This is a genomic window from Streptomyces sp. NPDC058534 (assembly GCF_042717365.1).
Classification (GTDB): domain Bacteria; phylum Actinomycetota; class Actinomycetes; order Streptomycetales; family Streptomycetaceae; genus Streptomyces.
The window spans coordinates 89,205-111,131 of record NZ_JBHXNW010000015.1 but is presented as its reverse complement, the minus strand read 5'-3'; the positions used below and the strand labels follow the sequence as shown (position 1 = coordinate 111,131).

The window sequence follows — 21,927 nt, the reverse complement described above, 5'->3', positions numbered from 1 at the left end:
GCGCGCCCCCCCGCCCCCCCCCACCCGGCCCACGGGGGGGGTGTGTGGCGCTCGTGGCCGGGTGCTCTGGGGGACCCCCCCGCCCCCCGGGCCCCGCCCGCCGCGCGGGGCGGCGCCTTCGACTGCCGCCCGGCCTGCGCCTGGTAGAGGCGGCGCAGCCGGACCACGCCCAGGTCGTGCTGGTAGAGGTTCTCCCGCTGGTCGGCGTCCGCGGGCATGCTCTCCAGGATGACGCGGTCCTGCTCCAGGACCTCCCAGTGGCGCTCCTCGATGAGGGTCCTGTAGAGGAACCGCCAGGTGTCCCGCTGCCAGTCGCTCACCTTGCGGTACCGCCAGAAGAAGACACCGGTGCGTCCGGCGTCCACCGGGCAGGCCATGCCGACGATGCCGAAGGGGCCCCCGGGGCCGGCCGACGGCGGGTAGGGGATGGACAGGTCCACCCAGTCGACGCCGGTGTGGCACAGCTCGACCCAGTCGAAGTTGACGCCCCGCTGGTCGGTCTTCTCGAAGAAGTAGCCGCGTCCGGTCTCCCGGATGCGGAACTTGGCGGTCGTGTCGCCGGCGAACATGGTGTGCGACTCCGAGTGCAGGAACGCGCCGTGCATCGGGTCCAGCAGGTTCTCCATGGCGAACCGCCACGGCACGTTCCACTCGGCGTAGCAGAGGAGCGCGGAGATCTCCTCGTCGGCGAGTGGTTCGGGGAGGGTGAGTTCCACCGGGTCGGGGTGCTCCTCGTCGCCGAAGTAGGCGAGGATCGCGCCGCCGGCCTCGCGTACGGGCAGCGAGGTGACGAGGGTCTTGCCCTCCAGGTTGCAGCCGGGCAGGCCGGGCACCGAGGTGACCGTGCCGGTGCCGTCGATCTCGACGCCGTGGTACCAGCAGGCGACGCGGTCGCCCAGGTGCTTGCCGAGGGAGAGGGGTGCGCCGCGGTGGGGACAGCGGTCGGCGAGCATGGAGAGGCCGCCGTCGGACTTGCGGAAGAGCAGCCAGTCCTCGCCGAGGGCGGTCACCCTGCGCATGCCTCCGGGCGAGACGAAGCCGGACGGTACGACGGGGTGCCACTGGTTGCGCAGGCCGTGGGCGTAGATGTGGTCGGCGGTGTCGTGGGTCGAGAGGGTCATGTCAGGCTCCCAGGCGGTTCATCTCGGCGCGGAAGGCGTCCTCGGTCCAGGGCTCGCCCGTGGGGGTGCGCAGCTGGCGGGAGTTGAGGCCGTCGATGACGTCGGTCAGTTCGTGACCGTCCTTGGTGAAGATGTCCTCCAGCGTGCGCGCGAGCTTCAGCTCGTACGGGGTGGGCTCGTGGTCGCGGGTCTGGTGGGGGTCCAGGAAGGGCCAGGTCTCGGGCACGGCGTTCTCCGTAGGGAAGTCAGCTGTTTCAGGGGGGTCAGAGGTTCAGGACGAGGCGGTCCGAGGCGCAGCGCGAGACGCAGATCATCATCGTCTCGCCGTTGGCGCGCTCCGTGTCGCTGAGGAGGAAGTCGCGGTGGTCGGGGGTGCCGGCCAGGACGCGGGTCTCGCAGGAGCCGCAGATGCCGTCCCGGCAGGACGAGGCGACGGCCAGTCCGGCGTTCTCGGCGGCCGCCAGGATCGAGGTGCCGGGGTCCACGCGCAGGGTCACGCCCGATGTACGGCACTCGACGTCGAAGGCGCTGTCGTCGCCCTCCCGCGCTGCCGCGGCCGGTGCGGCGAAGCGCTCGGTGCGCACCTGCCCTTCCGGCGCCGCCTCCTCGACCGCCCGCAGCAGCGGTTCCGGGCCGCAGCAGTACACCAGCGCGTCGGCGGGCAGGTCCGCGAGCGTGCCGGCGACGTCGATGTGGCCGAGTTCGTCCTGCGGCACGAGGGTCACCTCGCCGCCGCCGAGCGCCGCGAGTTCGCCGCCGAAGGCCATCGAGGCGCGTGACCGGCCGCCGTGGACGAGCCGGTACGGAATGCCGTCGCACTGTGCCCGGCGGGCCATCGCCAGGATCGGGGTGATGCCGATACCGCCGGCGACGAAGACGTAGGAGGCGGCGGGTTCCAGGGCGAAGTGGTTGCGCGGCCCGGCCACCCGCACAGTCTGGCCGGGCCGCAGCTTGGTGTGCACGTGGCGCGAACCGCCGCGCGAGGCCGGTTCGTCGAGGATGCCGAGGCGGTAGACCACGCTGTCCGCCGGGTCGCCGCACAGGCTGTACTGGCGGACGTGGCCGCCCACGTGCAGGTCCAGGTGGGCGCCGGGCGCCCAGGCGGGCAGCGGCTTGCCGTCGGGGTGGACCAGCTCGACGGAGAGGACTCCGTCCGCCTCCCAGGTCGTGCGGTGGACGAGGAGGTCCAGTTCCTGCTCTTCGGTGGCGCTCATGTCGGCGGGCCTCCCTACCGGGTGGGGATCTTGACGGGCGGGGTGAACGGGTTCTTCATCGGGCCGAGCGCGGCCAGGTCGACCTCGACGAGGGTCGGGCCGTCGGAGGCGACGGCCGCGTCGATCACCTTCGCGGCCTCGCTCGCGTCGCCGATCCGCGCGTAGGGCAGTCGGCAGGCGGCGGCGAGCTGTGCGAAGTCGGGGGTGAACAGGTCGACTCCGGAGCGGCGTTCGGTGTAGGTGGCCTGCATGTTGCGCAGTACGCCGTACCCGCCGTCGTTGAAGACGATCAGGGTCAGGCGGGGCCGCTCCTGTGCGAGGGTGAGCAGTTCGCCCAGGTGGACGGCGAGTCCGCCGTCCCCGGCGATCACCACGGTCGGCTGGTCGGGGCGGGCGAGGGCGGCGCCGATGCCCATGCCGAGGCCCTGTCCGATGCCGCCGCCGCGCGGGAAGACGTTGGCGCGCGGGTCGTGCATGGGCAGCAGGCGGTTGCCCCAGGACGAGGACGGGATGGTCACGTCGCGGGCGACGACGCTGCCGCGGGGCAGGGCGGCGGCGAGGGCGTCGCAGATCGCGGCCTGGGGGCCGATGCCGTCGTGCAGGGCGGCCCGCACCTCGTCGCGTACGCGGCGGACCCGGTCCGTCCAGTCCGCGTCGGCCCGTACGGCCGCATCGGTGAGTCGTGGCAGGACAGCGCTCGCGTCGCCGTGGAGACCGTGCCGGGCGGGGTACACCCGGCCGAGGGCGGCGGCGTCGACGTCGATCTGGATGTGCGCCTCGGGGAGGCGGAGCCCGTAGTCGGCGGTCTCGTTGGAGCGGAAGTGGGTGCCGACGGTGACGACGACGTCCGCGTCGGCCAGCAGCGCGCGTCCGGCGGGAGTGGTGGCGAAGTTGCCGACGACCAGGTCGTGGTCCTCCGGTACGCAGCCGCGGCCGGAGTTGGAGGTGAGCAGGCCGGCGCCGGTCGCCTCCAGCAGGGCGAGCAGCTGGTCGCGTGCGGTGTTCGCGCCGCCCCCGGCCCAGATCAGCGGGCGTCGGGCGGAGGCCAGCAGGTCGCGAGCCGCGGCCAGCCGGGACGCGTCCGGCACCGGCACTTCAGGAGCGGGCGCGGTTGCGCCGTCGTCCTCCTGGGCCGCGTACTGGAGGTCGATCGGCCACTCCACGCTCGCGGGACCACCGGGGGCGGCGAGCGCGGCGGCGGACGCCTCGCGCAGGACGCGGCCCGCGTCCCGCGCGGAGGTGACGGTCGCGGCGTACTTGGAGACCGCGGCGAGCATGCCGAGCTGGTCCTTGGTCTCGTGGATGAAGCCGCGCCCGCTGCCGAGGTACGCCGACTCGACCTGCCCGGTGACGTGCAGGACGGACGTCCCGGAGGACAGGGCCTCGATCAGGGAGCCCGCCGCGTTGCCGGCGCCGGTGCCGGTCGAGGTGAGGGCGCAGCCGATGGAGCCGCGGGCCCGGCCGTAGGCGTCGGCGGCGTTGACAGCGCTCGCCTCGTGCCGCACCGGCACGAACCGCAGGTCGGGGTCGGCCTCGACGGCCTCCACCAGCGGCAGGTTGTGCACGGAGACGATGCCGAACACGGTGTCGACGCCGAGGGACTTGAGATGGGCGGCCAGGAGTCCGCCACCGTGGTCGTAACGCATACGAACTCCTCACAGGATGCCGCGGCCGACTCCGCCGCAGACATCGATGCTGGTTCCGGTGATGTAGGAGGCGCGCGGCGAGAGCAGCGAGACGATCGCGTACGCGACCTCCTCGGCGCGGCCGAGCCGCCCCAGGGCGATGCCCCGGTCGGCGGCGATCTCCGCCTGCCACTCCTCGTAGGTGAGGCCGCTGTCCGCCGCCGCGTGGCGGCGGGTCCACTGCCCGGTGTCGACCAGGCCGAGGCAGACGGAGTTGACGCGGATGCCCTCGGGGGCGAGTTCGCGGGCCAGGGAGGCGGAGAGGTTGAGGATGCCGGCCCGGGCGGCGCTGGTCGTGATCAGCCGGGTCTCGGGCTGTTTGGCGAGGACGGCGTTGACGTTGACGATCGCGGCGGCGTCGGAGGACCGGAGGTGGCCGCGGGCGGCGCCGAGGGGGTTGAGGACGCCCGCGAACTTCAGCTCCAGTTCGTCGCGCCAGTCGTCCGCGGTCGTCTCGTCGAGGGCCTTCATACGGGACTGGCCCGCGTTGTTGACGAGCCCGTCGAGGCGTCCGCCGAGGTGTGCGGCGGCGCGCTCGGTGAAGTCCCGTACGGCGTCGGCGTCCCGGACGTCGCAGACGCCGGTGTGGAGCCGGTCCGGGCCGGCGCCGAGGCCGGCCACGGCCTTGGCGAGCCGGTCGGCGTCGCGTCCGCAGGTCGCGACGCGGGCGCCCTCCGCGAGCAGGGACCGGACCGTGGCCAGGCCGACGCCGGAGCTGCCGCCGGTGACCAGGACGGTGCGGTCGGCGAGGCCGAGGTCCATGGGTACTCCTTGCAGACGGGTGTGTTTGGGGGGCGGGGTTCAGTGCATGGTGAAGCCGCCGTTGACGGCGACCACCTGCCCGGTGAGGTAGCCGGACTCCTCCCCGAGCAGGAAGGAGACGAGCCCGACCAGGTCGTCGGGCCGCTGCGGCCGGGGTATCGCGCGGTTCGCCGCGTACAGGGCGTGGCGCTCGGCGGGTACGGTCTCGGTCGCCTCGACCTCGGTCAGTCCCGGTGCCACGGCGTTGACGGTGATGTCCCGCTCGCCCAGTTCACGGGCCATGGCCCGGGTCAGGGCGAGGACCGCGCCCTTGGAGGCGATGTAGTGGGCGAGGCGCGGGGAGCCGTAGAGGGCGGCGTCCGAGGCGATGTTGACGATCCTTCCCGGGCGGGACATCAGCGGCAGCAGGTGCTTGGCGACGAGCCACGGGCCGCGCGCGTTGACGGTCATCAGCCGGTCCCAGGATTCGACGTCGATGTCCTGGAACTCCCGGCCGCCGACGCCGTTGGCCAGCGCCGCGTTGTTGACCAGGCCGTACAGGGGGCCACCGGCCGCGACGCGGGCGGCCAGCGCCTCGACCGAGGCGGGGTCGGCGACGTCCAGGGCGACGGACTCGGCCGTGCCGCCCGCGTCCCGGATCGCCGCCGCCGTGCGGGCGCCCCACTCCTCGTTCAGCTCGGCGACGACGACCCGGTACCCGTCGGCCGCCGCCCGGCGGGCCATGGCCTCCCCGAGGCCACGGCCCGCGCCGGTCACGACGACCGTACGGCGCCCGGCCGCGGGGTCAGTCACGGGTGACGCCGTACAGCGGGGAGTACTCGGGGTACGTCGGGACCTGCGGCTTCTGCGTGCCGATGATCACGCAGAACAGGGCGTCCGTGTCGCCCTCGTTCTTCAGTGAACGGGTCACCCCGGCCGGCACCACGATCATGTCGCGGTAGCCCAGCGTGCGGTACTCGGTCTCGTCGGGGCCGCGGTGGATGCCGACGCGGACCTCGCCCTCCAGGACGAAGAACGCCTCCTCGACGTCGTGGTGGGTGTGGGCCGGGCCCTCGCCGCCGGGCGGCAGCAGCATGTTGGAGAAGGTGAAGCCGCCGGAGGGGAGGATCCGGCCGTCGTCGTCGTGGTTGCCGGTGGCGCCGGAGCCGACGTAGCGGATCTGCGCCCGCTTGTACTGCGGGCCCGCCTTCTCCTGGAAGGACAGGGTGCCCCAGTCGGGCTCGCGGGAGTCCTTGGAGGCGATCAGGGACTCGGTGTACTTGGCGAGGTCTCCGCCGTTGTCGTAGGCGTCGGTGGTCAGCGGCATGGTGATCAGCCCTTCCGGGTGCGATTGCGGGTGCGGGTGTCGGTGACGATGTGCAGGTGGGAGAGCAGCCAGGCGTTGAAGTGCTCGGGCTGTTCCTGGTTGGCCAGGTGACCGGCGTCCTTGACGATCACGTAGGCGGTCCGGTGCAGACCGCCGGCCAGGACCTGTGAGGCGTCGGGACCGGTGATCCGGTCCTTCTCCCCGCACAGGACGAGGGTGGGCGCGACGACCCGGGCGAGTTCGCCGCGCAGGTCGGTGCGGGCCATCGACTCGGCCGCCTGCCGGTAGCCGGGCGGCCGGATCGAGTCGGCCATGGTGTCGACGACCCGCCGCACCAGTTCGGGCGGCGCGTCCTCGGAGACGAGGCGGGGGCCGCGCTTCTCCGCGAAGGCGCGCGGGCCGAGGCTCTCCAGTTCCGGGACCCGGGCGCGCATGGCGGCGGCCTTCTCGGGGCTGGTGCCGGAGCCGGGGGTGGAGTCGGCGACGGTGAGGGAGGCGACGAGGTCCGGGTGCCGGGTGGCGAGCCGCAGCCCGATCACGCCGCCCCAGGAGACGCCGACGACGTGTGCCTCGGTGTCCCGCGCGCGGATGACGGCGGCGGCGGTGTCGGCGAAGTCGTCGAGGGTCAGTTCGCCGTCCGGGTCGGCCGACCTGCCGTATCCGGGCGCGTCCCAGGCCACCATCCGGTGACCGGCGGCGAGCGCGTCGGTCTGCGGCGCGAAGGCGGCGGACGAGGAGCCGATGCCGTGCAGGCACAGCACCAGCGGCCCGTCGTCCCCGCTCTCCGCCAGGTGCAGCCCGGCGAGGTCGTGGGCGGTCACAGGATCTGCCCCCGGCGTCCGGCCAGGGCGGCGAGCGAGCGCAGCACGGCGTACGGGACGACCTGGCTGGTGGCCGGGTTGGCCGCGTCGGGGAGGTGGCGGACCTCGAAGCGGTACGAGCCACGCGGCCCGCTCGCCTCGATCACGTGGGAGGTGTGCGTGACGGCCGGGTCGGCGACGACCCTGACCCGTACCGCGTCGAGGTCCCCGACGGCGAGCGCCACGGAGGCGGCGACGTTGGTCGACTTGGGGAACTTGGCGGGTACGTCGCGCGCGGTGCCGGCCATGACCTCCACGGGGCCGGTCGCGGTCCGCAGCCGCGCGAGCGACTCCTCGTCCATCCAGGGCTGTTCGAGGGTGGCGGGCAGCTTGGTGGTGGTCAGCGTGACCTCGCCGAGCGGCCCCATCGCCCGTACGGCCTGCAGCAGGTCGAGCCCGCCGACCGCGCCGCCGGTGAAGTAGACCCGGCCGGGCCCGGTGGCGAGGAGCCGCTTCGACAGCTCCTCGTCGGTGAGCGCCCCGGTGGACGCCACGAGCAGGTCGGTGCCGGACGCGAGGACCGCCTCGCCCCATTCCCGTACGACGCCCTGTCCGGCGGCCTCGACGATCAGGTCGCAGGAGGCGAGGGCCTGTTCCACGGTCAGCTGCGGGGCGGGCACCGCGTCGCCGAGCGGGCGGTTGTCGACGATGCCCGTCAGTTCGGCTCCCGGGACCTCTCCCGCGGCGAGCGCGCCGCCGACGACGCGTCCGATGGCGCCCCAGCCGATGAGGCCGACCTTGCGTGGGCCGTTGTTCATGCCGCTGCTCCTTCGGTGCCGGCGGGGGCGTCGGTACGGGCGTCGGTAGGGGCGTCGGTTCGGGCGTCCGCACGGGCGTCCACCGGTGGTGCGGCGACGGGGCTGCCGTCGGGGGTGCCCGCCATGTGCGCCCGGATCCGCGGCGAGGGCGGGCCCGCGGTCCCCCACAGGTCGGACAGCTCGGGGGTGCGCCGCCACACCTTGCAGATCCAGGTGTCCTCGACGATCTGGGCGACCTCGGTGGTGTACTCGCACACCAGGCCCGTGGGGTCGGTGAAGTACGAGAAGGTGTTGTTGCCGGGGCCGTGCCGGCCGGGGCCCCACTCGGGGGTGATGCCGTGGTGCCTGAGCCGGCCGAGGCCGCGCATGAAGTGGTCGAGCGACGTCATCTCGTACGCCACGTGGTTGAGGGAGACCCACGGTGCCTGGTTGAAGGCGACGCAGTGGTGGTCGGCGCCGCAGCGCAGGAACGCCATCTGGTGCTCGGACCAGTCCGACACGCGCATGCCGAGCACGTCGCGGTAGAAGGCGACGGAGGCGTCGATGTCGGGGGTGTTGAGGACGGCGTGGGTGACGCCCACCGGCAGGGACACGTCCCGGCCGCGCGCGGTGACCGCCCAGGTGTCGGCGGACAGTTCGACCAGCCGTCCGTCGAGGTCGTGGAAGCGCAGCCCGTAGCCGCCGCCCACCTGGTCGAGGGGGCCGGGTTCGGTGACGAGCCCGATGCCGCGCGCCCGGAGCCGGTGTCCGGCCTCGTCGATCTCGGCCGGGGTGCCGAGCGCGAAGACGAGACGGCCCAGGCCGATCGTCTCGGAGCGGGTCAGACGCAGGGCGTGGTGCTCCTCGCCGGTGCCGCGCAGCCAGCTCCCGCTGTGTTCGGCCTCGACGACCTGGAGGCCCCACACCTCCTCGTAGAAGTCGACGGCCTCGGCGAAGTTCGGGGTGAGCAGTTCGACCGAGCGCAGGGCGCGCAGGCGGCCGATCGGTGGCTGGTTCATGGCGGGATCTCCCAAGGTGTGGGTCAGTTGGCCCAGGGCAGGGGCGTGGAGTCGGTTCCCCAGTACAGGGACTTCTGCCGCTGGTAGGCACGGATCAGGTCGCGGCCCTTCTCGCTGCCGAGCCCGGAGTCCTTCACCCCGCCGAAGGGGGTGGAGATGGAGAACTGCTTGTACGTGTTGATCCAGACGGTGCCCGCCTCGATCCGCCGCCCGAGCCGCCAGGCGGCCCGCGCGTCCCGGGTCCAGATGCCGCAGGCGAGCCCGAAGACGGAGTCGTTGGCCTGCGCGACCAGCTCGTCCTCGTCCTCGTAGGGCAGGGCGACGAGCACCGGGCCGAAGATCTCCTCCTGGCAGACGCGGGCCGAGTTCGGCAGGGAGTCGATCACGGTCGGCAGGTAGTAGGCGCCCTTCGCGTACCGCTCGCCCTCGGGTACGGCGCCGCCGCACAGCACGCGCCCGCCCTCTTCCCGGGCGCGTTCGACCGCGGCGGCGACGGCGTCGCGGTGCGCGTGGTGCACGAGTGGCGCGACCTGTGTGTGCGGGTCGGTACCCGGTCCGACGCGCAGCTCGCGCACCCGCTTGACGAGTTCCGTGACGAAGGAGTCGTACCGCGAGGCGTGCACGAAGAGCCGTGATCCGGCGATGCAGGACTGGCCGCTGGAGGAGAAGATCCCGTACATGACGCCCGCGAGGGCCTGTTCGACGTCGGCGTCCTCGCGCACGATCGTCGGGGACTTCCCGCCCAGTTCGAGCGAGGCGGGCACGAGCTTGTCGGCGGCCACGTGGGCGATGGCGCGTCCGGTGGTGGTGCCGCCCGTGAAGCCGATCCTGCCGACCAGCGGGTGCCTGGCGATCGCGTCGCCCACGACACTGCCCTTGCCCGGCAGGACGGCGAGCAGCGCGGTCGGCAGTCCGGCCTCGGCGAGGACCCGGTGGACGAGGCGCCCGAAGGCGAGGGAGACCAGCGGGGTCCACTCGGCGGGCTTGAGCAGGACGGCGTTGCCGCCGGCCAGTGCGGGTGCCGCCTTCTGCGCGTCGGAGGCGATCGGCGAGTTCCACGGGTTGATCGCGCCGACGACGCCGATCGGTTCGTAGGTGCTCATCGTGAGGTACGGGCCGCGCGAGGGGGTGAGCGCGTCCTCGCCCGTCTCCAGGGCGGCGGCCGTGTACCGGAAGGTGCCGGCGGCGCTCAGCGCGAGGGCGCGGGTCTCGCCGAGGGTCTTGCCCGTGTCGGCGGTCTGGAGCGCGGACAGGTCGTCGGCGTGCTCCTCGATCAGGTCGCCGATCCGGTACAGGACGCGGGCCCTGCGGTGGGGCGGGAGGTCCCGCCACTCGGGTGCGGCGGCGGCCGCGGCGGCGGCTTGCGCGGCCTCGTATACGTCGTCCGCCGAGGCGGCGTGGACGGTGGTGAGGACGCCGCCGTCGGCCGGGTCGACGGTGTGGATCGGCCGTCCGCCCCCGCGTCGCCAGTGCCCCGCGATGAGGATCTCGTCGGCTGGGATACGCGGCATGGAGGGCCTCCGGGTGGGACGTGTCTAAGTGCTAGAAATCTAAGGGCTTAAATAATTTCCCCGCAAGGGGCCGCCGTCGGAAATTTTTGACGACGTCAGGAGTAAGGCTTGCCTAACCTCGGCGGGCTACCGGTAGAACTTAAGCGCTGAGACATTCAGCGCCTACATAAGTAGGGCGCCGCACCTCTCCAGCCCTCATCGCCGCCGGCATGCGGTCGCTCCGCCGTGCCGTACGGCCCGAACCGTCCCGTGCGGGCCTGTACTCTCCCCGTCGTACGGAATCCGGAGACCACACCATGACGATCGACGCAGCTCGCGACACCCCAGGCCGACATGGCGACCCGGCCGAGCTGGCGGCCGCCATCGGCGCCCGCTTCGAACGCCTGCCCCTGTGCCGCTGGCAGGTGATGGTCCGGCTCGTCGTCGGCGCCGTCACCTTCTTCGAGGCGTTCGACCAGCTACTGATCGCCTACGCGCTGCCGGAACTGCGCGCCGAGTGGCACCTCGGCACCACCCAGGTCACCGCTCTGATGACCGTCGGATCGGTCGGCATGCTGATCGGCGCCCTGGCATCGGGCAGGCTCGCGGACCGGGTCGGCCGGGTGAAGGTCATCGCCGGCTGCATCGCCCTGTCCGGCCTCTGCAACCTGGCCCTGACGCTCTGCACCTCGCCCGAGCCGTTCATGGCGCTCCGTTTCGTCCAGGGCATGGCCATCGGCGGTGAGGTGCCGATCGCGGCCACCTTCATCGCGGAGATCACCCGCGCCCACCAGCGCGGCCGCTTCGTCCTCCTGTACGAGCTGGTGTTCCCGGCCGGCCTGACCGCGGGCGCGCTCCTGGCCGCCTGGCTGGTGCCGGTGCTCGGCTGGCGCTGGGTGTTCGGCCTGGCCGCCGTCCCCGGCCTGCTGTGCCTCGTCCTCGCCCGCTATGTACCGGAGTCACCTCGCTGGCTCGCCGACCACGGCAGGCACGAGGAGGCGCTGACGACGATGGCGTCGATCGAGCAGAAGGTCGAGAAGATCACCGGCGCCCCGCTGCCCGCCCCCGCTCCCGCGTCGCCCGTCCGGCCGGCCGCGGGCAAGGGCGGCCTGCGCGAACTGCTGAGCGGCAGGTACGGCAGGCGCACCCTCGTCATCGGAGCCCTCTGGTTCACGGGCTACTTCGCGAACTACGGCATCACGTCCTGGCTGCCGACCATCTACAAGGACCACTTCGACCTCGGTCTGTCCACGGCACTGCTCTACTCGACGGTGACGAGCTGCGCGGGCCTGGCCGGCTGTCTGGTCGTCGCCCTCACGGTCGACCGGGTCGGCCGCCGCAACACGGTGATCTGGTGCATGGCGGCCGCGGCCCTCTGCCTGCTGCTCCTGGGCCTGACGGCCGGCGACACGGCGTCGAGCGTCCTGATCTGGACGTCCCTGGCGGCGGTCTTCCTCTTCGGCTCCAACATCTGCCTCTACCTGTACACCCCGGAGCTGTTCCCCACCCGGATCAGGGCGCTGGGCTCCAGCGTGGGCGGCGCGGCGAACCGCATGGGCGTCATCCTCGGCCCGATCGTCGTGGGTGCCATCTACGCGGGAGGCGCGATGGGCACGGTGTTCGTGACGCTGGCGGTCGTCGCCGTCGCGGGCTCCCTGGTGGCGGCGGCCGGGGCGGAGGAGACCAGCGGCCGCACGCTGGAGGACATGGCGCCGTAGTCGGCGCTCACCCGGCATGCGTGCGCGCGATCCCCACCGCGAGCCGGCGCATCAGCTCCCGGGCCGCCTCCGGTGCGACGACCTCGATGTGGTCGCTGAACTGAAGCAGCTGGCGTACTCCGTCGAGTCGGTCGTACGCCACGGTGATCTCGACCCGGCGCTCGCCCCCCTGACCGCCCTGGTCGCCCTGGTCGCTCTGACCGCCCTGGTCGCCCTGGTCGCCCTGGTCGCCCTGGTCGCCCTGACCGCTCTGGTCGCTCTGGTCGCCCTGACCGCTCTGGTCGCCCTGGTCGCCCTGACCGCCCTGGTCGCCCTGACCGCCCTGGTCGCCCTGATCACCCCGATCGCCCGCCGTCCTGAGCCGGGCGCCCAGGATCCGGCGGGCGATGTCGAGGCTGCCGGCGTCGATACGCGCCGTGACCACGACCCGCCCCCCGCTCTCCAGCGCCTCGCCCAGCTCCCGCGCCGTACCGACGAGGTCGGCACCGGGCCGCAGCCGGCGGGCGCCGTCCAGTACGGCCCAGCGCTGGAGACGGGAGAGCGCGAACATGCGGGGCCGCCCGTCGCGGTCGGCGACCAGGTACCAGCGCCCGCCCCGCTGCACGAGCCCGTACGGGTCGACCACCAGGTCCCGCGCGGTGGTGGCGCCGCTGCGCCGGTAGACGATCCGCAGCCGTCTGGCCGTACGCACGTCCCGGACCAGGCCCGCTACGTCGGGCAGGGGCGCGGCGTCCTCGAACCAGGGCCGGTTGTCGATCGCGATCACGTCCGTCAGGGCCAGCGGCAGGTCGTCCCGGGCGGGCGGCGGTGACCGGCGCGACGTGAGCTTGCGCAGCGCCGACCGGGCGGCCGCCTCGCCGCCGAGCTGACGGGCCCGGTCGAGATCGAGCCCGACCGCCCGCAGGAGGTCCGCCTCGCCGGTCGTCAGCTTCGCCAGGTCCACTTGGTCGCCGGGCAGCAGGGTGATACCGCCGTACTTGCCCCGCTCGGTGAAGACGGGGATGCCCGCGGCGACCAGCGCCCGCACGTCGCGCAGCACCGTCCTCGTCGAGACTCCCAGCTCCTCGGCCAGCGCCTCGGCGGTGGTCCGCGGATGCGCCTGCAAGGCGGCGAGAAGCTCGATCAGGCGTTGGGGTCGGCTCATGGCGACAGCTTCCTCGTCGGACTCACCCGCCGGATGCTCCTCGTCGGAACACGACAATCTCTGTCATGTTCTCACGCGAGGCTGTACACCGAGGGCCGGAAGCGGCCCGCCCGGAAGGAGCCCGACAGCCATGTCCGCACCCAATCTCTTCCTCGTCTACGTCAATGACGTCGAGCGCGCGACCGCGTTCTACTCCGACCTGTTCGACATCAAGCCGGTGATCACCACGCCACGCTACGTTCCGTTCGAGGTCGCCCCTGGCGTGCTGTTCGCGCTCTGGAGCGGCCGCGCGGACCAGGTCGCGCCGGGGACGCCGCGCACCTCGGAGGTCGGCCTGATGGTCCCGGGGCCCTCGGCGGCCATCGACGAGATCCACGCCGCGTGGGTGGCCAAGGGCGTCACCGTGGTCGAGGAACCCCACGACGAGGTCTTCGGCCGCACCTTCGTGTTCGCGGACCCGGACGGCAACCTGATCCGGGTCTCGCCCGTGGACTAGCGGGCCGGCCGGCACGCGGGGCGTCCCCGGCTACTGTCGCGGCAGCCGCCGGATCAGCAGGCCGGTGACCGCCGCCAGGGCCAGCAGGAGCCACGAGCAGTCGATCAGCGCCCGCGTGAAGTCGGTGGTCGACAGGGACGCCGCCGTGTCCTGCGGGTCGGCGCCGAGCAGGGCGACGAAGAGCGTGCCGAAGACGGCCACGCCCAGGGAGATCGCCGCCTGGTTGACGGTGAGCAGGATGGCGGAGCCCGCGCCGGCGTCCTCGGCGGGAACGGTGGCGAGGATGCTGCCGACGAGGGGCGCCGCCACCAGCCCCCCGCCCGCACCGGCGATGAGCAGTGCCGGAGCCATGGAGAGCGCGGCGAGGGGCGCGTCCGAAGCGGGGCCGGGCAGCAGAGTGACGATGAGCACGAGGTAGCCGACCGCCATGGCTCCGGCGCCCGCGACGAGCACGGCCTTCCCGTACCGCGAGACCACCTTCCGGCCCGCCATCGAAGCGGCGGCGAACCCGACGCCGAGCGGCAGGAACGCAATGCCCGAACCGAGCGGCGACAAGCGCATTCCGTCCTGGAACACGTAGGCGAGCAACAGGAACAGCCCGTAGTTGCCGCTGTAGAAGAAGAATCACCTTTAGGGCAGTGAACAGGGAGCACAGACACCGCCCAGCTGTGCCGTCTCACGAGATCGGTGCCACGGCCTCGGCGATGAGCCGTCGGTAGTTCGGGCACCGGGTGACGTCCTCGTACTCGCAGCCCAGGCCGCCCTCGATGAGCTCCAGTGAGGCCTGGGCCGCCGCGATTCTCGCCCGGAGCTCCTCGGCCGCGGGACGGAGGATCTCGTGCCGGGCGGTGCGGTCGACGGCGGCGGACAGGCTCCTGATGGTGCTCAGGCCGAGGCCGGCCTCCTTCAGGATGAGGATCGTCGCCACGCGGGTGAGGTCGTCCGGGCCGTAGCGCCGACGCCCACCGGCGTCCCGTCCTGGGTGCAGCAGGCCCATCGCCTCCCAATGCCGCAGCACGTGGGGGGCCAGGCCGAACCGTGCCGCGAGGGCACCGATGCCCAACGTGCCGACACGGCCCTCTTCCCTTGACTTCATGCCGACATTAAGTCGCAGCATGACGTCCATGTCCAAGAATCAGGAAGCGCTGGAAGAACACGAAGAGCACCGCGACACCGAGGCCCTGCTGGCCGTCCTCGACGCCGCGGACCGGTTGCCGGACAGCACTCGGCTGCGGGCCCGCTCCTACGAACTGCTGTCCCTCGTCCCGGACTCGACCGTCGTGGACGTCGGCTGCGGCGCCGGACGAGCCGTAGCCGAACTGGCCGAACGCGGCGTGCGCGCGGTGGGCGTGGACCCCAGCCCGTGGATGCTCGCGGCGGCCCGGGAGCGGTGGCCGGAGGCCGAGTTCCGGGAGGCGGGGGCGGAGGCTCTGCCGTTCGCCGACGCAAGCGTGCGCGGCTACCGCGCCGACAAGGTCTTCCACGTACTGCAGGAGCCGGGGCGCGCGGTGGCGGAGGCCCGACGGGTCCTCTGTCCGGGCGGCAGGATCGTCCTGGTCGGTCAGGACTGGGACGCCATCATGATCGACTCGGACGACGCGGCGCTCACCCGCACGATCGTGCACGCCCGCGCCGAACTGATGGGCACGCCCCGCGCCGGCCGCCAGTACCGCGGCCTGCTCCAGGACGGCGGCTTCGACGATGTCACGGTCGAGGTGCACACCAGCGTGTTCACCGACCCCGCGATGCTGTCGCTGCTCGTGCGGCTGGCCGAGCCGGTCTGCGCGAGCGGCGCCATCGGGCGTGACCAGGCGGACGAGTGGCTCGCCGAACAGCGCCGACGCGCAGAGACGGACCGCTTCCTCGTCGCCATCCCGTTCTTCGTGGCCGCGGCCTCCGCTGGAGGCTGAACCGCCCGCTGGGTCCTGCGCATCACGGTATCGATGCTGTGCAGTATTGCCCTCGTGGGATCCACCGCTTGTGGTTGCGGAGGCGCCGCGGTGAGACTCCCGGCTGATCCGCCCAACGCAGGGCCGCCTGCCCGTCGTCACGCCGTCCGGCTCGCGGGGGCCGGGGCCGTACCCAGCTCGCACCATACGTATTTGCCCCTGTTGCCCTCACGGGCCAGCGGCTGCCAACCCCACACGTCCGCGCAGGCCCGCACCATCGCCAGCCCCCGCCCGCCCTCCCGTTCCAGGGCCCGGTCGAAGGGTTGCGGCGGCTCCGGTGGCGACGGGTCCGCGTCCCAGGCGCCGAGACGGAGGACTCCGGCCCCGGACCAGCGCACCCGGAGGGCGGCGGGTCCCTTGGTGTGCCGTACGGCGTTGGAGACCAGCTCCGTTGCCAGCAGTTCGGCGAGGTCGACCAGGCGGATCAGGCCGTGCATCGTCAGGATCAGGCGGAGAGTTCGGCGGCAGACCGTGACGGCACGAGGGTCGTTCGGGATGTAGAGGGAGTACTCCCACGGTTCGTTTTCGGGCATGGCGGTTCCCTTCGGGGGATGTGGAGAGGGTGCGGGGCCGGTGTCATTGCCGGGTCGTCATGGCAGGACGAAACGGTGCGCTTCCGGCGCCCCGGCGTCTCGCACTGTGTGCGTCGCGTCACTGACGGTATGGCATAGATTTATTACTCGGCAAGCGGATCACGTAACCTTGCCCCGAACGAGCCGCTAACGGACGGCCGTTGAACAAGGAGACGCTGTGCCGCCCAGACGCACCCCCACGGCACGCCAGGAGCGCCTGGGAGCCGAACTTCGAAAGATGCGGGAAGCCGCGGGCCTCAAGGCGACCGAGGCGGCGAGCCTCCTCGGCGTGAACTCCGTCCAGATCAGCCAGATCGAGTCCGGAATCTCAGGCGTGAGCGAGGAACGTCTGCGACGCCTTGCCGCGCACTACACCTGCGTGGACGAGGAGTTGGTCTCAGGGCTGGTCATGATGGCGACAAACCGCACGCGCGGATGGTGGGAAGAGTATCGGGGGTCACTCCCCCACTCGTTCCTGGACCTCTCGGAGTTGGAGCATCACGCGTCCCTCCGATGGGACGTGGACTTCCTGCACGTTCCGGGGCTTCTGCAGACCGCAGACTACGCTCGCGCCCTCTTCTCGTACGTCAACCCCCAGTTCCCGGAAGAGGAGATCCAGCGCTGGGTGGATCACCGGATGAAGCGCAGAGTCATCATCGAGCAACCGCAACCGATCCCGTACGAGGCCGTCATTCATGAAGCGGCCCTGCGCATCAAGGTCGGCGACAACGCCGGAATGAGGGCTCAGCTCGACCACGTCCTGGATCTCTCCGCGTCCGAGCACATCACCGTACGCGTGATCCCGTTCACGGTGAACGGCTTCGCCGGCGCCGGGAGCGCGATGGTGTACGCAGGTGGCCCCGTCCCCAAACTGGACACGGTCGTCCGCGACGCGCCTCATGGCACCGTCTTCGTGGATGCCGAGGCTCAACTGCGCCACTTTCGAACACTCTTCCGTAGAGTTGGAGAAGTGGCGTTCGAGCCCGAGCGTTCCCGTGAGTTTATTCACCAGTTGGCGAAGGAGCTATGACCCGATGACGCGCGGCGCATGGAAGAAGTCGTCCTATTCCGGCGGCGGCGAAGGCAACGCCTGCGTAGAGGTCGCCCACCGCCACCCCAACACAGCCGTCCGCGACTCCAAGGCCCCCGCCCGAGCCGTCCTCACCTTCCCCGCCCCCTCCTTCACCGCCTTCCTCGACGCCCTCCGGAAGCCCGCCCGGGAATAACCGGAGACCCCCTCCTGTTACGTCGCGCAGCGACCCACGCAACGTCACACCCAACAGGAGGCACCCCACCATGGCCGCAGACGCCGTAGAGGAGATCCGGGGCACCGCCCAGGGCACCGCTCCCGTCCCCCTCTCCGTGCTGGACCTGGTGACCGTCGGCGCCGGGCGGACCGCCACCGACGCCCTGCGGACCAGCGTGGACATCGCGCGGCTGGCCGAGAACCGCGGCTTCCACCGGTACTGGGTCGCCGAGCACCACTCCATGCCCGGCGTCGCCTCCTCCTCCCCCGCGGTGATCCTGGCCCACCTGGCCGCCCACACCGACCGCATCCGGCTCGGCTCGGGCGGCGTCATGCTGCCGAACCACGCGCCCCTCGTCATCGCGGAGCAGTTCGGGACGCTGGAGGCCATGGCCCCGGGGCGCGTCGATCTCGGCCTCGGCCGCGCTCCCGGCACCGACGGGGCGACCGCCGCCGCCCTGCGTCGCACGGACCGGCTCAACGAAGGCGCCGACGACTTCCCCGAGCAGCTCGCCGAGCTGATCCGGTTCCTGGACGACGACTTCCCCGACGGGCACCCGTACGGGCGTATCCACGCCGTGCCGGGGCCCGTGCAGGCGACCTCGCCCGGGGGCGTGCAGTCGGCCCACCGGCCGCCGGTGTGGCTGCTCGGCTCCTCCGGGTTCAGCGCCCGGCTGGCCGGCACCCTCGGGCTGCCGTTCGCCTTCGCGCACCACTTCTCGGCGCAGAACACCGTCCCGGCGCTCGACCTGTACCGGGAGTCCTTCCGCCCGTCCGCCGTCCTGGACGCGCCCTACACCCTCATCGGCGTCTCCGCGCTCGCGACCGACGACGAGAAGGAGGCCCGCCGGCAGGTGCTGGCCGCCGCGCTGAACATGGTGCGGCTGCGCACCGGGCGCCCCGGGCTCGTGCCGACGCCCGAAGAGGCCGAGGCGTACGACTTCAGCCCGATGGAGCTGGAGTTCGTGCGGTCCTGGAACGCCAACGTCATCCACGGCACCGCCGACGAGGTCCGCACCGGCCTCGACGACCTCCAGAAGCGCACCGGCGCCGACGAGCTGATGATCACGGCCAACGCCCACAGTGGTGACGTGCGTCTGCGTTCCTACGAGCTGATCGGCGACGCCTACGGCTTGCCGGCCGTCTGAATCCCGGCCGGGCCGGCCCCGGCGGAGCCCAGCAACGCGGAGATGCGATCCGGTGCCACCGGTCGGGAGTACAGCCAGCCCTGACCGGTGTCGCAGCCGATGCGGCGCAGGCGGGTCGCCTGGTCGGAGGTCTCCACGCACTCGGCCGTGACGGTCAGACCGAGCCGGTGGGCGAGCTGGACCATCGCCTCGACGATGACCTCGTCGGCCGGGTTGGCGACACCCCCGCCGGCGCCCCCCTCCGCCCCGCCGTCCGCGCCGACGCCGGGTACCGCCTCGTACTGGAAACCCCGCACGAACGCGCCGTCCAGCTTCAGGACGGAGACCGGCAGCCGGCTGAGGTAGGCCAGGTTCGAGTAGCCCGTGCCGAAGTCGTCGATGGCGATGTGGACGCCCATGTCGCTCAGCGCCTTGAGGACCTGGAGCGGGCGGCCGGCCGAGCCCATGACCGCCGACTCGGTCAGCTCCAGCTGGAGCAGGTGCGGGACGAGGCCCGTCTCCTCCAGGGTTCGGGCCACGTCCGCCACCAGGTCGGAGTCCCAGACCTGGCGGACCGCCACGTTGACGCTGACGAAGATCGGCGGGTCGTCCGGGTGGGCCAGCTGCCAGCGGCGGGCCTGGTGGCAGGCCGTGCGCAGGATCCAGCGGCCGAGCGGAACGATCGAGCCATCCTCCTCCGCCAGTGCGATGAACCGATTCGGCGCCAGTACGCCGAACTGAGGATGATTCCAGCGGATGAGCGCCTCGACGCCCCGCACCCGGCCGTCCTCCATGCCGACCAGCGGCTGGTACTCCAGTGCGAACTCGCCGCGCTCGATGGCGGGACGGAGCGTGGCGGCGAGCGCCTGGCGGGTCATGCGGTTGGCGTTGCGCTCGGGGTCGAAGAGCGTCCAGCGGGCCCGGCCGTCGGCCTTGGCCCAGTAGAGGGTCGTGTCGGCCGCCTGCATCAGGGCGGTGGGGGTGGTGCCGGCGGTGTGGCGTTCGACGACGCCGACCGAGGCGGTGACCGAAAGCCGACGGTCGGACAGCTCGAACGGCGGCTGGAGGGCCGCCAGGACGGCTCCGGCCAGGTCGGCGACCTGGTCGGTGCCCATGGAGTCCTCCACGAGGAGGGCGAACTCGTCACCGCCGAGCCGGGCCACCAGCGGGGCGCCGCCCGAGCGGGCGTCGGCGGCCTCCTCCGCGCACCGCGTCAGCCGTTCGGCCACGGCGGCCAGCAGCCGGTCGCCGACGCGGTGGCCGTGGGTGTCGTTGACGGCCTTGAAGCCGTCCAGGTCCAGGTAGCAGACACCGATCCGGCCGGTGCCGCCGTGCTCGTACGTCTCCGCCTCCAGGGCGGCGGTCAGCCGTTCGAAGAACAGGGCGCGGTTGGGCAGCCGGGTCACCGGGTCGTGCATCTGGAGGTGGCGCAGCCGCGCCTGGAGTTCGCGCCGCGCGCTGACGTCGGCGACGGACAGCAGGAGGCCCGGGGTGTCCCCGGCGTCGGCCAGCGGCTCGACCGTCACCTGCGCCCACAGGGAGTGCCCGTCGGCCCGCTTCAGCCGCCGGGTGCAGCGCAGCCGGGGCTGCCGGCCACGCAGCACCTCGCGGTACGCGTGCCAGATGCCGGCGTCGGAGGCGAGGTCGACGAGGTCGGCCGCCGCACAGCCCGCCAGAGCGTCCGGGGCGGTGCCGAGCAGCGTGCCGAGGGTGTCGTTGGCGCTGACGACCAGGCCCTCGGCGTCGACGACGGCCATGGCGAGGGGGGCGGCGGTGAACACCGAGCGATAGGCCGCAGGTCTCGCACGCGCCGTACGAGGAGCCAGGTCTTGGTCACTCTCTGTGACGGCCGACCGGTCGAGGTCTGCCGCGGACGCCGGCCCTTCGGAGGTTCCGTTCACCGCTCGCTCCCGCAGTGCCTCGATCTCTGTTCGTGCTCTGTTCGTGCAGGAAAGTGTGCCGATCATAGAGGCTGCCACCGGGCCCTTCCAGCCGCCTTTCCGGGTTCCGGACCGAGCGGCCACTCTGAGAGATCGTTTCTGCTCACCCCTGGACGGGTTCTTCATGCCTCCGACCAGTTGTGACGTTCCGTGAGTGTTGCCGGGGCGTCGACCGGGAGGCCTACGACAAAACCGCAGACGGCTCACCCATCCGATGCAGGCGAACAGGGCGTAATATGACAATCATGCACAAGCTGGGTGCGGTGTCCCGTCGACCGCACCGGAGGTTCATGTGCCACGCCTGCGCAGCACGGCGGCGGTGTGCACCACGATGTCGGCGCTCGCGGCGACCTCCCTGATCACCGCCCCCTCGGTCGCCGAGCCGTTCTCCCCGGAGCCCTGCGCCCTCCAGCGCACCGAGGTACACCACTCCGAGGGCCTGGACACCTGGAACGCCGCCTATCCGCAGCCCGCCCGGGCCCTGGACGCGGTGATGGTGTTCCTGTCCTTCCCCGACTCCCAGCCGCTGACGTCGCCGGCCGAACTCACCGCCGACCACTTCCCGGCCACCAGCCGCTTCTTCCAGCAGGCCTCGTACGGCGCCTTCACCCTGCGCCCGCATCCGATGCGGGACTGGACCCCGATGCCGAGCCCGTCGACGTCGTACGCCATACGGCGTGACTGGCGCCCCGAGCACCGGGCCGCCTACCTGCGCGACGCGCTGCGCGCCGCCGACCGGCACGTCGACTTCTCCCGTTACGACGTCGTCTACTTCGTCGCGGACCCGGACGCGCCCGGCGTGGACTCCGACGCCACGAAGGTCGTCAACCTGGACCACCCGATGCGGGCCGACGGCACCGACGTGCGGCGGGTCGTCACGGTCTTCGAGAACCATCCGCCCGACCGGCTGGTCCTGGCCCACGAGACGGGGCACGTCTTCGACCTGCCCGACCTCTACCACCGGCCCGTCGACGGCGAGGGCGACTGGGACACCCACGTCGGCGACTGGGACCTGATGGGTAGCCAGTTCGGACTCGCCCCGGACCTGTTCGGCTGGCACAAGTGGAAGCTGGGCTGGCTGGAACCCCGGCAGGTGACCTGCGTGCGGGGCAGCGGACCGACCCGGCTGACGCTGGAGCCGCTGGCGGCGGGGCCGGGCGTCATGGTGACCGGCGCGGCCGGGGCGCCGGCCTTCGGTCTCGGGCGGGGGACGAAGCTGGCCGTGGTGCGCACGGGCGCGGACACCGTGCTCGCCTTCGAGGTGCGGACCCCCGTCGGCAACGACGCCTCCGCCTGCCGGGCGGGGGTGCTGGTGTACCGGGTGCACAGCGGGGCGGAGTCCGGTGGCGGGCCGGTCGAGGTGATCGACGCCCACCCGGACACGGAGGCCTGCTGGGCCGACTCGGTCTACGCACCACTCGCCGACGCGCCGGTGGGCCCCGGCGAGAGCTTCACGGTCCCGGGCGACGGCGCACACGTGGCGGTGGAGGGACGCTCGGAGTCGGGGGCGTGGACGGTTCAGATCACACCCGGGTGAGCGG

At 72.4% G+C, this 21,927-nt stretch carries 23 protein-coding genes; 7 read left to right on the top strand and 16 right to left on the bottom strand.

The window, feature by feature from the left end; translation table 11 throughout:
- The 11 genes from ACFWR9_RS12365 to ACFWR9_RS12315 all read right to left on the bottom strand — a co-directional run.
- Positions 1–1,121, bottom strand: a 1,121-nt coding sequence (locus ACFWR9_RS12365; RefSeq protein ID WP_383839636.1) for a Rieske 2Fe-2S domain-containing protein, incomplete at its 3' end; no start/stop codon positions are given.
- Between the two features lies 1 nt (position 1,122).
- Positions 1,123–1,347, bottom strand: a complete 225-nt coding sequence (locus ACFWR9_RS12360; protein ID WP_383839633.1) for a recombinase-like helix-turn-helix domain-containing protein — start codon at positions 1,345–1,347, stop codon at positions 1,123–1,125.
- Between the two features lie 37 nt (positions 1,348–1,384).
- Complete coding sequence (locus ACFWR9_RS12355; protein WP_383839630.1) at positions 1,385–2,335, bottom strand: PDR/VanB family oxidoreductase; 951 nt, start codon at positions 2,333–2,335, stop codon at positions 1,385–1,387.
- 14 nt (positions 2,336–2,349) lie between these two features.
- Positions 2,350–3,981, bottom strand: a complete 1,632-nt coding sequence (locus ACFWR9_RS12350) for a thiamine pyrophosphate-binding protein (protein WP_383839627.1) — start codon at positions 3,979–3,981, stop codon at positions 2,350–2,352.
- A 9-nt stretch (positions 3,982–3,990) separates the two neighbouring features.
- The gene (locus ACFWR9_RS12345; protein WP_383839624.1) at positions 3,991–4,782 is read right to left on the bottom strand and encodes an SDR family oxidoreductase; all 792 of its coding nucleotides are present in this window, start codon (positions 4,780–4,782) and stop codon (positions 3,991–3,993) included.
- A gap of 39 nt (positions 4,783–4,821) precedes the next feature.
- The gene (locus ACFWR9_RS12340; protein WP_383839621.1) at positions 4,822–5,574 is read right to left on the bottom strand and encodes a 3-oxoacyl-ACP reductase family protein; all 753 of its coding nucleotides are present in this window, start codon (positions 5,572–5,574) and stop codon (positions 4,822–4,824) included.
- Entirely contained in the window at positions 5,567–6,088 is a 522-nt protein-coding gene (locus ACFWR9_RS12335; RefSeq protein WP_383839618.1) for a cupin domain-containing protein, read from the bottom strand. Before ACFWR9_RS12335 ends, ACFWR9_RS12340 begins: the two co-directional genes overlap by 8 nt.
- Before the next feature lie 5 nt (positions 6,089–6,093).
- The gene (locus ACFWR9_RS12330; protein WP_383839615.1) at positions 6,094–6,909 is read right to left on the bottom strand and encodes an alpha/beta fold hydrolase; all 816 of its coding nucleotides are present in this window, start codon (positions 6,907–6,909) and stop codon (positions 6,094–6,096) included.
- The gene (locus ACFWR9_RS12325) at positions 6,906–7,706 is read right to left on the bottom strand and encodes an aspartate dehydrogenase domain-containing protein (RefSeq protein ID WP_383839612.1); all 801 of its coding nucleotides are present in this window, start codon (positions 7,704–7,706) and stop codon (positions 6,906–6,908) included. The genes ACFWR9_RS12330 and ACFWR9_RS12325 overlap by 4 nt, the downstream gene beginning before the upstream one ends.
- Positions 7,703–8,704 (bottom strand): VOC family protein, encoded by a 1,002-nt coding sequence (locus ACFWR9_RS12320; protein WP_383839609.1) that lies wholly within the window; start codon positions 8,702–8,704, stop codon positions 7,703–7,705. The genes ACFWR9_RS12325 and ACFWR9_RS12320 overlap by 4 nt, the downstream gene beginning before the upstream one ends.
- 23 nt (positions 8,705–8,727) lie before the next feature.
- Entirely contained in the window at positions 8,728–10,215 is a 1,488-nt protein-coding gene (locus tag ACFWR9_RS12315; protein WP_383839606.1) for an aldehyde dehydrogenase family protein, read from the bottom strand.
- A 296-nt stretch (positions 10,216–10,511) separates the two neighbouring features.
- On the opposite strand from ACFWR9_RS12315, the gene ACFWR9_RS12310 reads away from it, so the two are divergent.
- Positions 10,512–11,912 (top strand): MFS transporter, encoded by a 1,401-nt coding sequence (locus ACFWR9_RS12310; RefSeq protein WP_383839602.1) that lies wholly within the window; start codon positions 10,512–10,514, stop codon positions 11,910–11,912.
- A gap of 7 nt (positions 11,913–11,919) precedes the next feature.
- On the opposite strand, the gene ACFWR9_RS12305 is transcribed toward ACFWR9_RS12310, so the two are convergent.
- The gene (locus ACFWR9_RS12305) at positions 11,920–13,056 is read right to left on the bottom strand and encodes a helix-turn-helix transcriptional regulator (protein ID WP_383839599.1); all 1,137 of its coding nucleotides are present in this window, start codon (positions 13,054–13,056) and stop codon (positions 11,920–11,922) included.
- A gap of 130 nt (positions 13,057–13,186) precedes the next feature.
- Between ACFWR9_RS12305 and ACFWR9_RS12300 the strand changes: the two genes are divergently transcribed.
- Positions 13,187–13,552: a VOC family protein gene (locus ACFWR9_RS12300; protein ID WP_383839596.1), complete on the top strand. Its 366-nt coding sequence runs from the start codon at positions 13,187–13,189 to the stop codon at positions 13,550–13,552.
- Between the two features lie 30 nt (positions 13,553–13,582).
- On the opposite strand, the gene ACFWR9_RS12295 is transcribed toward ACFWR9_RS12300, so the two are convergent.
- The gene (locus tag ACFWR9_RS12295) at positions 13,583–14,113 is read right to left on the bottom strand and encodes a hypothetical protein (RefSeq protein ID WP_383839592.1); all 531 of its coding nucleotides are present in this window, start codon (positions 14,111–14,113) and stop codon (positions 13,583–13,585) included.
- Positions 14,114–14,228: 115 nt separating this feature from the next.
- The gene (locus ACFWR9_RS12290; RefSeq protein ID WP_383839589.1) at positions 14,229–14,648 is read right to left on the bottom strand and encodes a MerR family transcriptional regulator; all 420 of its coding nucleotides are present in this window, start codon (positions 14,646–14,648) and stop codon (positions 14,229–14,231) included.
- A gap of 28 nt (positions 14,649–14,676) precedes the next feature.
- Here ACFWR9_RS12290 and ACFWR9_RS12285 point away from each other — a divergent pair, with 28 nt between their 5' ends.
- Complete coding sequence (locus tag ACFWR9_RS12285) at positions 14,677–15,462, top strand: methyltransferase domain-containing protein (RefSeq protein WP_383839586.1); 786 nt, start codon at positions 14,677–14,679, stop codon at positions 15,460–15,462.
- A 137-nt stretch (positions 15,463–15,599) separates the two neighbouring features.
- On the opposite strand, the gene ACFWR9_RS12280 is transcribed toward ACFWR9_RS12285, so the two are convergent.
- Positions 15,600–16,034, bottom strand: a complete 435-nt coding sequence (locus tag ACFWR9_RS12280) for an ATP-binding protein (RefSeq protein ID WP_383839582.1) — start codon at positions 16,032–16,034, stop codon at positions 15,600–15,602.
- A 217-nt stretch (positions 16,035–16,251) separates the two neighbouring features.
- On the opposite strand from ACFWR9_RS12280, the gene ACFWR9_RS12275 reads away from it, so the two are divergent.
- From ACFWR9_RS12275 to ACFWR9_RS12265, 3 genes are all read left to right on the top strand, one after another.
- Complete coding sequence (locus tag ACFWR9_RS12275; protein WP_383839579.1) at positions 16,252–17,103, top strand: helix-turn-helix domain-containing protein; 852 nt, start codon at positions 16,252–16,254, stop codon at positions 17,101–17,103.
- Between the two features lie 4 nt (positions 17,104–17,107).
- Positions 17,108–17,299 (top strand): DUF397 domain-containing protein, encoded by a 192-nt coding sequence (locus tag ACFWR9_RS12270; RefSeq protein WP_383839576.1) that lies wholly within the window; start codon positions 17,108–17,110, stop codon positions 17,297–17,299.
- Positions 17,300–17,369: 70 nt separating this feature from the next.
- Positions 17,370–18,467 carry an LLM class flavin-dependent oxidoreductase gene (locus tag ACFWR9_RS12265; RefSeq protein ID WP_383839573.1) on the top strand — a complete coding sequence of 366 codons (1,098 nt, stop codon included), beginning with the start codon at positions 17,370–17,372 and terminating at the stop codon, positions 18,465–18,467.
- Here the strand turns inward: ACFWR9_RS12265 and ACFWR9_RS12260 are convergent.
- The gene (locus ACFWR9_RS12260; protein ID WP_383839570.1) at positions 18,446–20,347 is read right to left on the bottom strand and encodes a putative bifunctional diguanylate cyclase/phosphodiesterase; all 1,902 of its coding nucleotides are present in this window, start codon (positions 20,345–20,347) and stop codon (positions 18,446–18,448) included. The genes ACFWR9_RS12265 and ACFWR9_RS12260 overlap by 22 nt on opposite strands.
- A gap of 370 nt (positions 20,348–20,717) precedes the next feature.
- Between ACFWR9_RS12260 and ACFWR9_RS12255 the strand changes: the two genes are divergently transcribed.
- Positions 20,718–21,923: a M6 family metalloprotease domain-containing protein gene (locus ACFWR9_RS12255; RefSeq protein ID WP_383839708.1), complete on the top strand. Its 1,206-nt coding sequence runs from the start codon at positions 20,718–20,720 to the stop codon at positions 21,921–21,923.
- Positions 21,924–21,927 lie beyond the last annotated feature (4 nt).